Origin of the sequence: Litchfieldia stipae, from assembly GCF_014837155.1 — a bacterium.
Taxonomy (GTDB): Bacteria; Bacillota; Bacilli; order Bacillales; family Bacillaceae_L; genus Litchfieldia.
Map to the genome: position 1 here is coordinate 12685 of NZ_JACYHA010000003.1, position 13521 is coordinate 26205.

General features: G+C 36.4%; 16 protein-coding genes, 1 tRNA gene and 1 pseudogene. 6 read left to right on the top strand and 12 right to left on the bottom strand.

What is annotated here, in order from left to right:
• The first annotated feature begins 63 nt into the window (after positions 1–63).
• Together F7888_RS04170 and F7888_RS04175 are read left to right on the top strand one after the other, a co-directional pair.
• Positions 64–1239, top strand: coding sequence for a CapA family protein (locus F7888_RS04170; protein WP_225228599.1), 1176 nt, complete (start codon positions 64–66; stop codon positions 1237–1239).
• Between the two features lie 29 nt (positions 1240–1268).
• Positions 1269–1556 carry a HesB/YadR/YfhF family protein gene (locus F7888_RS04175; protein ID WP_191777508.1) on the top strand — a complete coding sequence of 96 codons (288 nt, stop codon included), beginning with the start codon at positions 1269–1271 and terminating at the stop codon, positions 1554–1556.
• 39 nt (positions 1557–1595) lie between these two features.
• Here the strand turns inward: F7888_RS04175 and F7888_RS04180 are convergent, their stop codons facing one another.
• From F7888_RS04180 to acnA, 7 genes are all read right to left on the bottom strand, one after another.
• On the bottom strand, positions 1596–1895 hold the full coding sequence (locus F7888_RS04180; RefSeq protein ID WP_191777510.1) for a hypothetical protein: 300 nt from the start codon (positions 1893–1895) through the stop codon (positions 1596–1598).
• Positions 1895–2323, bottom strand: coding sequence for an acyl-CoA thioesterase (locus tag F7888_RS04185; protein WP_191777512.1), 429 nt, complete (start codon positions 2321–2323; stop codon positions 1895–1897). Before F7888_RS04185 ends, F7888_RS04180 begins: the two co-directional genes overlap by 1 nt.
• 142 nt (positions 2324–2465) lie before the next feature.
• Entirely contained in the window at positions 2466–2705 is a 240-nt protein-coding gene (tlp, locus tag F7888_RS04190; RefSeq protein WP_191777514.1) for a small acid-soluble spore protein Tlp, read from the bottom strand.
• Between the two features lie 118 nt (positions 2706–2823).
• On the bottom strand, positions 2824–2961 hold the full coding sequence (locus F7888_RS04195) for an acid-soluble spore protein N (RefSeq protein ID WP_191777516.1): 138 nt from the start codon (positions 2959–2961) through the stop codon (positions 2824–2826).
• Between the two features lie 79 nt (positions 2962–3040).
• Complete coding sequence (locus F7888_RS04200; RefSeq protein WP_191777519.1) at positions 3041–3172, bottom strand: FbpB family small basic protein; 132 nt, start codon at positions 3170–3172, stop codon at positions 3041–3043.
• 132 nt (positions 3173–3304) lie between these two features.
• Complete coding sequence (locus F7888_RS04205) at positions 3305–3829, bottom strand: TlpA disulfide reductase family protein (RefSeq protein WP_191777521.1); 525 nt, start codon at positions 3827–3829, stop codon at positions 3305–3307.
• A 98-nt stretch (positions 3830–3927) separates the two neighbouring features.
• Entirely contained in the window at positions 3928–6636 is a 2709-nt protein-coding gene (gene acnA, locus F7888_RS04210; RefSeq protein WP_191777522.1) for an aconitate hydratase AcnA, read from the bottom strand.
• Positions 6637–6877: 241 nt separating this feature from the next.
• On the opposite strand from acnA, the gene sspO reads away from it, so the two are divergent.
• Positions 6878–7027: a small acid-soluble spore protein O gene (sspO, locus tag F7888_RS04215; RefSeq protein WP_191777524.1), complete on the top strand. Its 150-nt coding sequence runs from the start codon at positions 6878–6880 to the stop codon at positions 7025–7027.
• Positions 7028–7069: 42 nt separating this feature from the next.
• Here the strand turns inward: sspO and F7888_RS04220 are convergent, their stop codons facing one another.
• Positions 7070–7324, bottom strand: coding sequence for a hypothetical protein (locus tag F7888_RS04220; protein ID WP_191777526.1), 255 nt, complete (start codon positions 7322–7324; stop codon positions 7070–7072).
• A gap of 128 nt (positions 7325–7452) precedes the next feature.
• Between F7888_RS04220 and F7888_RS04225 the strand changes: the two genes are divergently transcribed.
• A complete protein-coding gene (locus F7888_RS04225) occupies positions 7453–7599 on the top strand; it encodes a small acid-soluble spore protein P (protein WP_191777528.1) in 147 nt (48 codons plus the stop codon).
• A 41-nt stretch (positions 7600–7640) separates the two neighbouring features.
• Here F7888_RS04225 and selA read toward each other — a convergent pair whose 3' ends face one another.
• On the bottom strand, positions 7641–9041 hold the full coding sequence (gene selA / locus F7888_RS04230) for an L-seryl-tRNA(Sec) selenium transferase (RefSeq protein ID WP_191777530.1): 1401 nt from the start codon (positions 9039–9041) through the stop codon (positions 7641–7643).
• A 102-nt stretch (positions 9042–9143) separates the two neighbouring features.
• Between selA and F7888_RS04235 the strand changes: the two genes are divergently transcribed.
• Positions 9144–9530, top strand: coding sequence for an Hsp20/alpha crystallin family protein (locus F7888_RS04235; protein ID WP_191777532.1), 387 nt, complete (start codon positions 9144–9146; stop codon positions 9528–9530).
• A gap of 51 nt (positions 9531–9581) precedes the next feature.
• Here the strand turns inward: F7888_RS04235 and F7888_RS04240 are convergent.
• Positions 9582–9767: pseudogene (locus F7888_RS04240) on the bottom strand (Rdx family protein); the annotation flags it as partial.
• Positions 9768–9895: 128 nt separating this feature from the next.
• Positions 9896–11788: a selenocysteine-specific translation elongation factor gene (selB, locus tag F7888_RS04245; RefSeq protein WP_191777534.1), complete on the bottom strand. Its 1893-nt coding sequence runs from the start codon at positions 11786–11788 to the stop codon at positions 9896–9898.
• 237 nt (positions 11789–12025) lie between these two features.
• Between selB and F7888_RS04250 the strand changes: the two genes are divergently transcribed.
• Positions 12026–12122 (top strand) — tRNA-Sec (locus F7888_RS04250).
• Positions 12123–12183: 61 nt separating this feature from the next.
• Here the strand turns inward: F7888_RS04250 and F7888_RS04255 are convergent.
• Complete coding sequence (locus F7888_RS04255; RefSeq protein WP_191777536.1) at positions 12184–13500, bottom strand: ABC transporter substrate-binding protein; 1317 nt, start codon at positions 13498–13500, stop codon at positions 12184–12186.
• Between the last annotated feature and the right edge of the window lie 21 nt (positions 13501–13521).

Here is a 13521-nt window from a genome sequence, read left to right on the forward strand (position 1 = left end):
TAATAACAAAATCGACAAATTTATATTATAGTGAAACTAGAATATATAAAGGAGTCATGTATGATGAAAAAGGCAACAACCAAACTTACCTTGATATCATTATCGATGTGTTTAACAATTTTAGCTTTGTTTCTTGTCTTCTTTTTTGCAAAAGATTTTACTAATAACGAACAAACTAGTACCCTTAAAGTAATAAATCATAGCACTAAACAGCACAAGCACGATTTTAAAACATACACAACATCGATGACATTGGCTGCGATTGGTGATTTATTAATTCATAGCACGGTTTACAATGATGCAAAAACAGGAGATACATATGATTTTAATCCAATGTTTTCAGCGGTAAAGGAATATTTAGAAAAACCAGATTTAACAATTGCAAACCAAGAAACCATCATTGGGGGCTCAGAAATAGGGTTATCTACCTACCCTTCCTTTAATAGTCCATTTGAGTTAGCTGACTCATTAAAGGATAATGGTATTGATATTGTAACAATCGCTAATAACCATACTCTTGATCGTGGCGAAAAGGCCATCCTCAATGCAACCAATTACTTCGATCAAATTGGTATGGAATATGTAGGTGGCTATAAAAGTGAAGAGGATAAAAGTAAAATACGCGTCATAAATCGTAATGGGATTAATATTTCTTTTTTATCGTACACCTATGGGACAAATGGAATACCAGTCCCTTCTGGAAAAGAATATTTGGTTAATTTAATTGATCTACCAACTATAAAAAAAGAGATTAGTGAAGCCAAGAAGGTTTCTGATTTAGTGTCAGTAAGTATGCACTGGGGTAATGAATATCAACGTCTCCCGTCTGACGAACAAGTATATTTAGGGAAAGAAATTGCAAATGCTGGAGCTGATATTATCATCGGACACCACCCGCATGTTCTTCAGCCAATGGGTTGGATTGAGCGTGAAGATGGGGGGCAAACATTTATTATCTATTCATTAGGAAACTTCCTTTCCGGACAAATGTGGGACTACAAGGATATCGGTGGAATTCTACAGCTAGATATCATAAAGGAAGTAACGTCTAAGAATGAGTATGAAATTAGAATTGAGAACCCAACCTTTACATCTACGTATGTTACAAATCAACAGCAACAAAACTTTCGCATTGTTCCATTAGAGAATGCTGGAACAGTTGGATTAGAGCATGCAACAAGTGTCTACAACGAAATCAACGATCATATGTTTCAATGGTTAACAGGCGATGTAAATTAATATATAAACACATAAGAGGAGGAATAATCTTGAAAATAACAATTAATGAAAAAGCAGTCAATTGGTATAAAAAAGAACTCAATTTATCAGAAGGAGGTAGCGTCCGTTTTTTTGTACGTTATGGAGGATCTAGTTCAATTCAACCAGGTTTTTCGCTTGGTGTTTCAACAGATTCACCTACAAATGCTGGTAGTAAAACAATTGAAGGCGGAATTACTTTTTTCATTGAAGAAGAAGATTTATGGTACTTTCATGATCATGATTTAATCATTACATATAATGAAAAAGCAGAGGAACCTGTTTTTAATTATGAATAACAAAAACAAGGTGATTCCTTTTGAATCACCTTGTTTTGTCTATTTTGTAAATCGTTGAAGCTGATTTTCTAGGCCTTCAGCAAGTAAAATTTCTTTTTGAATCTCACCCAGTAGATCGAAGTGTGGGTACTCTTGCCGATGATGAATCCATTCCTGCTTTAATCCATAACGGTCTCCCCACTTAGCTAGCTTTTCTATATTACAGCAACCAACTTTAGTCACTGTGTTTGTATTAGTAAAACGTGGATCCAGCCAATAATGAGTTAAAAAAGCAATTTCGCCATTGGCTACTTTTTGTTTCCATGCTTTTAACTCATGTCTTTTAATCCCAAATGCCATTATTCAATCTCACTTTTTTTGGCATTTTCATAAGCGATATGCCATTCAGGATAATATTTTTTAAAATGAATCGGTCTAAATGAGTCCTTTTTCACACATACATGAGAAGAATTCCCAGTAACAGAGATTTCACCCGCTTCATTGACAATCTCATAACCATACACACTTCTTATTCCATCATATTTTTCAATCCAAGTTGAAATCGTCGCTGTTTCCCCATATCGTAATGGTTTCTTATATGAAACTTGAATATCAATAACAGGAGAGATAATGCCATCCTTCTCCATTCCTGCATAACTAAATCCTAGGTCTTTAATGAGAGAGGTTCTTCCTATTTCCATCCAAACGAGATAATTCGCATGATATACAACTCCCATTTGATCTGTCTCAGCATAACGTACTTCGATTTCTTTTTTTGAAATATGCATAATCTTTACTCCTTTTGAACCAAATTTCAGTCAAATAATATGAGAGTTATATTACCATACTTCCTAAAAAATAGCATTTATTATACTCAAAACAAAGAGACCAAACAATTGTCTGGTCTCTTTCACTGAACAAATACGCTTGTTATCTATACCCATTTTCTCTGTCACTTGCTTCATCTTTGATTTCATTTCTAAAGGCTTCAATGCTTTCTTCTCGACGTTTATTTTTTGCCTCTATACGCTGACGTTCTTCATCAGATGCAAAAGCCATGGTCTCTTGTGATGCTTCGATATTCTCAATCGTGTTTTGGACCATATCCTGAAGTCTTTCTACATTATCAGTGCGATCATCTCGACTAGATTGCTGGTGATTCATCTTCATTCCTCCTTCCATATGTAAGATACAAACGTATTGTTCTCACTGAAGAAAGAAAATAACCAACCTATTTCTAGAAAAATCGACATAAGAAAAAGGCGTACATAATATACGCCTAATCTAATTACTCACCTTTTGTTTGAATCACTTGAGCATGTTTCCCTGATTTATCTTGCATTTTCTTCCCTTTATTTCCCCTAAAGCCACGAGGTTGTGTCCCTAAGTGATCTTGACTAAAATGATTCGTTGTGTTTCCACTCATTCTATCGCCTCCCTTATTAATCATTATCACCTATTGTGACTTTTGTATGAGAGGCAATTATAGGAGAAAAAAACATATTTTATTCTGCTTTATCTAGTAGCTTTTGTTCAAGACGCTCTTCTATTTTTTCTAATGCAGCTTCATCTTTAAGTAGCTGTCTTTTATTTTCTAATACTAATTCCTCAAACGTTTGTTTTTTTATTTTTCTCAACATTCTCACCTCTACTTCTATTGTATTTTTCATTATTGCCGTTTTTCTTATTAATTATTACAACTTTTCGAAAATTTATAACAAATAAAAAAGAAATGCCTTTAAGTATCTGTACTTAAAGACATTCCCTCATCAATCCATTTTTTCTAACATCTCTTTCATATACTCCAAACTCATCGCACCAGGATAACGATCTCTAATGATTCCTTTTGAATCAATGAAATAAGATACGGGCAAATTTAACACTTCATAATTACTACTTGTTTTATTCGTTACATCAAGTAACACTGGAAACGTAAAGCCTTGCTCCTTAATAAAATCTTTCGCAGTCTGGAGGTTCTTCTCAGTAACTGTCATATTAACTGCTAAGATTTCAATATCATCACTCTTCGTATCGTATAATTCCTGAATCTCTGGCATTTCTTCTAAACAAGGTTCACACCATGATGCCCAAAAATTCACAAGCACCTTCTTCCCTTCAAGATCTGAGAGTTTTATTATTTCTCCATCAGCAACTTGGAGTTCAAAGTCTGGTGCTTTATTGCCAATCTCCACTCCGGTTGTTTCATTCTTTTGCTTTTGAAATGCTTGAAATACTGCAAAGCCAATCATTGCTATTAGAGCTAGTGCTATGATAAATGTAATACTCTTTCTCATGTTTGTCCCCCAAATAGGTGATATTACATATATTTTATCATAAATCTGGAAGAAACGTATAAAAAATGCCGACTCATAGCGAGTCGACATCTTTGTTATTAAGCTTTCAGCTTATCACGAAGAACCATTTGAAGAATTCCACCATGACGGTAGTAGTCAATTTCAACTTCACTATCGAAACGAACAAGTACTTCAAATTCCTTCTTGTTACCAGCTTCATCTGTAGCTGTTACTTTTACATAGTCACGTGGTCTCACTGTTTCATCAATTGCAACTTCAATTGTTTCTTTACCAGTTAACCCAAGGACTTCTGCATTTTCACCTTGCTTGAATTGAAGTGGTAGAACACCCATTAATACAAGATTACTACGGTGAATACGCTCAAAGCTTTCTGCAATAACTGTTTTGATTCCTAAAAGATTTGTTCCTTTTGCAGCCCAGTCACGAGAACTTCCCATTCCGTAATCATTACCTGCAAGAACAACTAGCCCTGTACCATCTTGCTTGTAGCTCATACAAGCATCATAGATAGATGTAACTTCACCAGTAGGCCAGTAAGTTGTATATCCACCTTCTGTACCAGGAGCAATTTGGTTCTTAATGCGGATATTTGCAAATGTACCACGCATCATAACCTCATGATGACCACGTCTTGACCCATATGAGTTGAAGTCTCTTGGTGATACACCTTTAGATTGTAAATATTTCCCTGCTGGAGTATCCTTTCCAATAGAACCTGCTGGAGAAATATGGTCAGTAGTAACAGAGTCACCAAACTTTGCAACAACTCTTAACCCATTTAATGGTTGAACTTCTCCTGCTTCAGCAGACAAATTCTCAAAGAATGGAGGATTTGCAATATAAGTTGATTCATCATCCCACACATATAATGCTTCATCCGTCGTTTCGATTTCGTTCCAGCGTTGGTTGTCCTCAAACACACGCTCATATTCTCTTCTAAATAGCTCAGGAGTAACTGTTGACTTTACAACGTCCTTCACCTCATCAATTGAAGGCCAGATATCAGCAAAGAACACATCATTTCCATCTTTGTCTTTTCCGATTGGATCATTTTGAAGATCGATATCCACTGTCCCTGCTAAAGCGTACGCAACAACTAATGGTGGAGAAGCAAGATAGTTTCCTTTAACTAATGGGTGAATACGTCCTTCAAAGTTACGGTTACCAGAAAGAACTGATGTTACTAACAGATCATTTTCTGCAACAGCTTTTTCAATTTCTTCTGCAAGTGGCCCAGAGTTACCGATACATGTTGTACAACCATAACCAACTGTGTTAAATCCAAGTTGCTCAAGGTATGGAAGTAGACCAGCATCTTGCAAGTAACCTGTAACTACTTTTGAACCAGGTGCTAATGAGGTTTTTACGAATTTTGGCACCTGTAATCCCTTTTCTGCCGCTTTTTTAGCAACTAAACCAGCGCCAAGCATTACGTATGGGTTAGAAGTATTCGTACAGCTTGTGATGGCAGCAATGGCAATCGCACCTGTCTTCATGTTAACTTCCTCACCATTATTAAACTTCACAGTAATTTCTTTATTAATATCATCTGCTGTTAAACCAAAACCTTGGTTTCCTGTTGTTGTAAGAGCTGCTGTGAATGATTTCTTCATTTCTGAAAGTGGAATTAAATCTTGAGGACGTTTTGGTCCAGAAAGATTTGGTTCAATCTCAGCAAGGTCAATTTCAACTAATGCTGTGAATGTTGGATCCTCTAAGTCAGGAGTGTAATATAACCCGTTTGCTTTTGAATATTCTTCAACCACTGAAATATGCTCTTCATCACGTCCAGTTAGACGAAGATACTCAAGTGCTTCACCATCAACAGGGAAGAATCCACATGTAGCTCCATACTCAGGTGCCATATTAGATATAGTTGCACGGTCAGCTAGTGGAAGCTGAGCAATACCTGGTCCAAAGAACTCAACAAACTTACCAACAACACCTTGTTGACGTAATACTTGAGTTACTTTCAATGCTAAGTCAGTAGCCGTTGTTCCATTAGGAAGTGTACCAGTTAACTTAACTCCAATTACTTCTGGAACTGGGAAATAAGATGGCTGTCCTAACATTCCAGCTTCTGCTTCGATACCACCAACACCCCAACCTAATACACCAATACCATTAATCATTGTCGTATGAGAGTCAGTTCCGACAAGTGTATCTGGGAATGCTTCATATTCACCATTTTCAGCCTCTATTGCATGTACAACATTTGCAAGATACTCAAGGTTTACTTGGTGAACAATACCTGTTGCAGGTGGTACTGCACGGTAATTATCAAATGATTTTTGTGCCCAGCTTAAGAACTTATAACGCTCGGCATTACGTTCAAATTCTAAGTCCATATTGAATTGAAGAGCGTCACTCGTACCCGCTCTATCAACTTGTACTGAGTGGTCAATAACTAAATCTACTGGAATTTCCGGATTAATTTTATCAGGATTTCCACCAAGGTCTGCCATCGCTTTACGCAGTGCAGCTAAGTCAACAACTGCTGGTACCCCTGTGAAATCTTGTAGGATAACACGTGAAGGTTTAAATGGTACATCAACCTCTTTTACCTCTTCAGTGCCCCATTTTGCTAAATTTTCAACATGCTCTTTTGTAATGACTCTTCCGTCAACTTGACGAAGGACTGATTCTAGAAGTACCTTAATAGAATATGGTAATTTTGAAACGTTACCAACATTAGCAGCTTCTAGCGCTTGCAATGAATAGTAGTTATACGTTTTTCCGTTCACTGTAAATGATGAACGAGCATTAAAAACATCTTGTTTTGCCATATGTATTACCCCCTCTAATTAAATAGTAGAACGATTTCAACAAAATGTCGAAAATTAAGTGAATAAAATCCCCATTTAAAGTTTAAGACAATATTATATTAATACACTAGTAAATATAAGTAAATAAAAAGAAAGTTATTGAATGAAATAAGTTTTACTTATGTTATAACGATAAAAATGATGACAAAGATGCTAATAATTTATACTATCTTAACCTAAAATAGGTATGGAGGTGATAAAGATGGCTAAACGCAAAGCAAAACACGTCCGTCCTGGAATGAACCATGCTGACGCTCAAGGTGTTGGTGCAGGTTATAATGAGGAGTTTTCAAATGAGCCATTAACTGCCGAACAACGTCAGAATAATAAAAAGCGTAAGAAAAACCAGTAGTAAAACAAAAAGCCTGCAAAACTTGCGGGCTTTTTCGACATTTTATTGGTTTACTTCATCAACTATTGATTGTAAATCATCTTTAAATTGATTAAGTTGCGCTTGTTGTGTATCTGAAGCTGTCTCTAATGCATTATTTATTTGATTAAAGGCTTCATTCACTTCGTTCTTTAATCGCTTTAGTTGAACCCCATAGTCTGGATCGTTTTGAACAATGCTATTATAAACATCCATCGCTTCTTTTGTTCCTTGCTGGGCAGCCTGAAAAGCCTGCTGTTTATCTTTTTGATACGGCATCTATTAACCCCTCCTTAAGTCATTGTTTTCATTATTAGCATCTCTAGAAACGCAAAAAACATAACTTTTTTTATGAGAATAAATTCAACCTTATTTCTCATCCTAACAATAGAAGGGAGGGATTTTCGATGACAAACAAAAATACAGGGGGAGACATCCGAAAGAATGCTCCAAAGGGTCATAACTCTGGACAACCTGAGCCACTTAGTGGATCAAAAAAAGTGAAAAATAGAAACCATTCTAGACAAAAACACAATTCACATCACGACTTGTAATCAGGTGAGTGCTGACCGATTTTTCGTGAACTGGTCAGCACTTATAGTTGGAAACATGCATGTACAACTTCACTGATTTCAACTTCAGAAATCGTTCGGAAATCAAGAATAACCGTTTCCTTATTTATTCTCGAAATAACGCTAGGCTCTCCTGCTCTTAATACAGTTGCTAATTCTTCTGCGTTTTTCTTGTGATGAACTAATGAGACTGTATATGTAGGTATCAGCACATCTGGCATGGTCCCTCCACCAACTTGAGAAACATCCTTTTGTAAGGTACACGTATAATTTGGATTTTGTACCATTTGATTTATAAACTTCATTGCACGTTCTTTAATTTGATACTCACTTACAATAATATCTCGAATCGTTGGAATTTCTAGAAGTCCTTCTCCCCCTCTTACATATGACATCAACGTAGCTTCAAGAGCAGCTAATGTCATTTTGTCTACCCTTAATACACGAGCAAGCTGATGCTTCTTGAGTTTTTGAATCAACTCTTTTTTACCTACTATGATCCCGGCCTGCGGACCACCTAGTAATTTATCTCCACTAAACGATATGATGTCAACACCTTGCCTGACCACTTGGGCAACAACTGGCTCATCACCAATTTGGTGGGATTGATAATCAAAGAGAACCCCACTTCCAAGATCTTCATAAAAAAGAACATCACTATGTTTCATTTGTAATTCAATTAGCTCTTCGGTTGATACACTTTTGGTGAATCCAATTGTTTTGAAATTACTCGTATGAACTTTCATCAACATGGCTGTGTTTTCATTGATAGCTTGTTCATAATCAAATAAATGGGTCTTATTAGTTGTCCCTACTTCTACTAATTTAGCTCCACTTTCTTCCATGATACTTGATACTCGAAATGAACCACCAATCTCTACTAGCTGCCCTCTAGAAACAATGACTTCTTTTTCTTTCGCCAATGCCCTTAGAACTAGGTATACAGCTGCCGCATTATTATTAACGACCATTGCCGCTTCTGCTCCTGTCACCTTTTTTAATAATCCTTCAATGATATCATGCCTAGAGCCTCTTGTTCCTTCCTCCACCTGGTACTCAAGATTTGAGTAACTACCTGCAATTTCAACCACTCTCTTGATTGCTTCCTCACTAAGTCTTGCTCGTCCTAGATTAGTATGTAATACAGTTCCAGTTGCATTAATAACTTTTTGTAGATAATATGTCGTTATTTTCGCTGCTTTCTGTTCTAGTTTATGCTGAATTTCTTGAACAAAGGCTTCCTTAGACGGGGTTGTACCCTCCCATGTTTCGGCAAGTAGCTGTGCACGTATTTCGTTAATACTCTCTTGTACGATTTGTGTAACAGTTTCAGAATTTATCTGATATTTATTTACAGTCTCCTGAAACTGAGCTGTTTTTTGAAGCTCATGTACAGGTGGTAAATAGCGTAAATATTCCTTCATAGTGGATCCTCCAATTTGTTCTATAACAGTAATGAAAAATTTAAAACCAGTTAAGACGTTTTTGAATAGTATAAGTATAGCAATTTTCGGGGGGACATTTCCATGAAGAACGAAGACAACTCCAGACGAATTCAGTTTGAAGGGATGGAGAAATGGATGGAGCAGTTTTTTGATGATCCATTTACGTCAATTAGTGAGAGCTTTCGAGTTGATTTATTTGAAACAGATGAGGAATACATCATTGAAGCCGAACTCCCAACAGTAAAAAAGGACAATGTGCAACTACATTTAGTAGATGATGCCTTGATCGTCGAAGTGAAAACGAATACAGTCACATCCAATTCAAAAACACTTAAGCGAGAGATCCTTCTCCCATTCGAAATGAAGAGGAGAATTGTGAAGGCGATCTTAAAAAACAACATATTAGAAATTTTTATCCAAAAAAACGGAAAAGTGAATCCTCCACAGTCGAAAATCATTATAGAATAAAATCATTCAAAAGGAGTTCTGTTCTTAGAACAGAACTCCTTTGGTCAAGTTTTATTTATTTTCAAGCTGAGTAATAATTTCTTGAGGATCTGGGAACTTTCCAACATCAAGTTTTGAAAAGATTTTCTCCCCATTTACAGTCACTTCAAATGCCCCACCAGTGCTTGGTACTAATTCTAAACTAGAAATCGTATGTCTAAAATGAGTAAGTAATTCTTCCGCGAAACTCGCGGCTTTAGGTGCAAAGTTTCACTGCATGCAAAATTCTATGGTCATTTTAAATGTTGTCATATGTTTTCCTCCTTATTTTTTGTATTATTATTACTATTTTAGTACAAGGTCTGGCCAGTAAGCAAAACAAATGATTAGAGATCGTTTTTTTCCCAGACTCGGATGTTATCAATCCGTTTTGTCATGTTTAATTTATCGTAGAGCTCTACTAATGGAACCAAATATTTTCTTGAAAGCCCAAGAATGTCCTTTGCATCCTTTAATTCAAATTGATCAGGCTTTTCTGCTTTTAATTGAGAGATGGAAAGGATTAAAGGCTCTTTATGTATATAATGCTTTTCATCTAGCTGATAAATTTGGTTACTTCCTATTAAATAGTGCAACAAATCATTTGCCTCTTTAACTGGAAGTCCCGCTTGCGAAACATACTCTCCCCAAGTTTGAACTTTCATTCCATCTTGCTTAATCGCAATAAGAACCCCTTCCATTCTTTTTGCCCATTGAGCTGGAAAAGTAGGCTCAAAGGAAGCTACGGCAAGAAATTGATCGGTTCTTTTTAATTCCCCCTCTTTGATAAGATGATCTATCAAGTAATCAATTAATTCTTTTTTGTATTTCTGCATTAACATTTGAGTTAATTCAGCTTTGTTCATCCCATTTATAAGCGGATTTAATTGATGAAATTCACTGACTGACTTCACAATTAAATCACCTAAATGATTTATTATGGATCTAGTTGTATATAGCCCTTGTTTAACTTGAACAAAATCTTGGTCTACCAGAATTTCCTCTATCAGATCGTGATTAATCCCTGTTTCTTTACTTAATTGAGACACTGACATTAATTGAGAAAGATCAATAGACCTTCTAATCCGATCCTCTGGCGTTCCTTCTTGTTTGTCTTTTAACATTTTAATCGTTTCATGACCAAAACGATATTTCTCGCCACCAGGATCAATCACCCAGCCACCACCAATTGTTTCAGCTGGTGTAGGTCTTCTGACGATAAATCGATCTCCACGCTTCGTGACTATTTCCTCATCTAATCGTAATTGACATAGAATTTCCTCATCTTCATTTACAACATCGTTCCGGTCAAAAAAGACAAGCTTCCCCATTACCTCTGTTGTTCCGATATGACATTTAACAAGTGACCTTTGCCTTATACTATATTTAAGGGGATTGACAAATCTTAATGCAATATCAATCGTTTGTGTGACAATATAATCATTTGATGATACAAGGACATCTCCACGTTTAATTTCAGACTTTGTAATACCACCCAAATTAATAGCAACACGTTGTCCTGCAGACGCATTCGTTACTTGATGATGATGAACCTGCAGTTGCCTAGCCTTGACTTCAATGTTTTTTGGAAGCACCGTTAACATTCTATCTACTTCAACTTCTCCCTCATAAATCGTCCCTCGTACAACTGTCCCCTGGCCTTTGACAGTAAAAACCTGGTCAATTGGTAAGCGAAAGCTGCCAATTGTTTTTTGTTTTTCAATGACATTTAATTGTTCTTCGATTTTAGTTTTTAACTCATCAATTCCTTTATTTGAAAGACTATCAACTAGTATGATAGGTGCTTCCTGAAAAACAGTTCCTTCGAGTTGCTCTTTTATATCGTCCTCAACTAGTTCGACAAAGTCAGGATCCACTCGATCTATTTTTGATACAGCAATAATTCCTTTATCAATCCCTAGAAACGAAAGTATTTCAAGATGCTCTCTCGTTTGAGGCATTACTCCTTCATCCGCTGCCACAACAAGAATCACTAAATCGATTCCTGCCACTCCCGCAATCATTTGACGAATAAAACGCTCGTGCCCAGGCACATCAACTACTGAAACCTGCATGTCGTCATTAATATGTAAAGGTGCAAATCCAAGTTCAATGGAAATTTGCCTTTCTTTCTCTTCTTTTAAACGATCCGTATCAACATTAGTTAGCGCTTTGGTTAATGTAGTCTTACCATGATCGATATGACCTGCCATACCAATTGTAAAATATCTTTTTTCCAACGTATGTACCTACCTTCTAAAACCTATCAATTACACATTACTTTAACGTCAAATCAACTGATAATCAAGCATCTGCACTACATATAAAAGAAATGGACACGAGATTAAACGATTGCACACAAAATCGTATACATGAAACTCGATAAGCAAAAGAAGAATTTCTCACTTGTATTTTCTCCTCAAATCATGCATAATGAATTTCGTGTCAATTTTGCCTGTCCATTTATATCTATTTACGGGGTTGATTGGGGTACTGGTGTCCCTCACGGTCTTCAAAACCGATTGTGCGGCGCGTGACGTCGCAGCTGGGTTCGATTCCCAGGCAGTCCCGCCAAACCTATTAATTTAATACAATAAATTAAATGACCTCGAAGTTGTAAGCATATACATTTCTCTTAATTATTTTTATTTCTACTTAACGCTCGATTTGCTTCAATTCTAAAATCCGCTGCCGCCCTGTGAATATCGATTTGTTCATACATCACTTTATTAATCGTTTCCGTTAATAGCTGGTTTACTTCTGTTACACCAAATGGTTCTGGCGGATCAATTGCAGTAGAGTATTCTAAAGCAACTTCGTTAAAATCAAACATTTCTTTTTGTTGCGCTGATAGCTGCAAACTCATCGCGTCTCTAACCTCAGATGATACTGGAATACCACGTTCTGCATTAATAACATCATTTGCCTCTTGGCTATTAATAAACCAATCTATAAATTTTACAGCTTCTTCTTTATGCTCAGAGGATTTTGCTATAGAGAAAAACATAGATGGCTTAATCCAAAGGCCATCCACACCACCTGCCCTATTGGGTGGCGTCATTAACTTCAAAGTAGGATTTGCCTCTGAAGCAATAACTATAAAGTTCGACCAGTCAAATGTAGTCCCAGACTCACCAACTACAACAGGCTCTGCCTCCTTCCCTTTAGATGAGATTTGTGCCCATTCATCTGGATTAGGTATCGCTTCTTTTTCCTGAAGTTCTTTTAGCAATACTAAATACTCAACCAGAATTTGATCATCTTCATACCCTAATTTGGTTCCATCTTCAGAAAACAGGCTATCACCATATTGTCTAACCCAATACGAAAAAACATGTGGATCAACTAACTTTACAGTCCCATAAAAACCGGTTTTGGCTTGGATATCTAACATATTCGATTTGAAATCCTCCCATGTCCAATCAGGAGTAGGCATCTCCAAACCTGCTTGATCGAATACCTTAGGGTTATACGTAATGGCTAAAGAGGTTAATCCTATTGGTATTCCAGTTAATTGATTCTCTAATTTACCAGTAGTTAATAACCTTTGGTCTAGATTCCTCATATTCAGTATTCCATTGTCTAAATAGGGTTGAAGGTCCGCTAAAAGTCCTGTTGTTGTAAATGTTGAAATATAGGAATAATCCATTTGAATGATATCTGGCATAGTGTTCCCTGCCCCTTGAGCCAATAACTTATCAAAATAACCATCCCAACCAGATGGTGCAGCTTCAAAGATAACATGAGGATTTTTTTTCATGTATAAGTCTAATAACTTCCGTGTGTCATTATGTCTAGTCTGTGACCCCCACCAGGTAATCCTTAGAGTAACTTTTTCATCAGTATTTTCTTTGTCCAGTCGTTGCACTTTACTTCTATCATTGGAGCAAGCAGTTAAGGATAATTGAATTAATATGACGAATAAAATTAATGCTACAATCTTTTTTCGCATTTCACTAACTCCTTCGAGTTC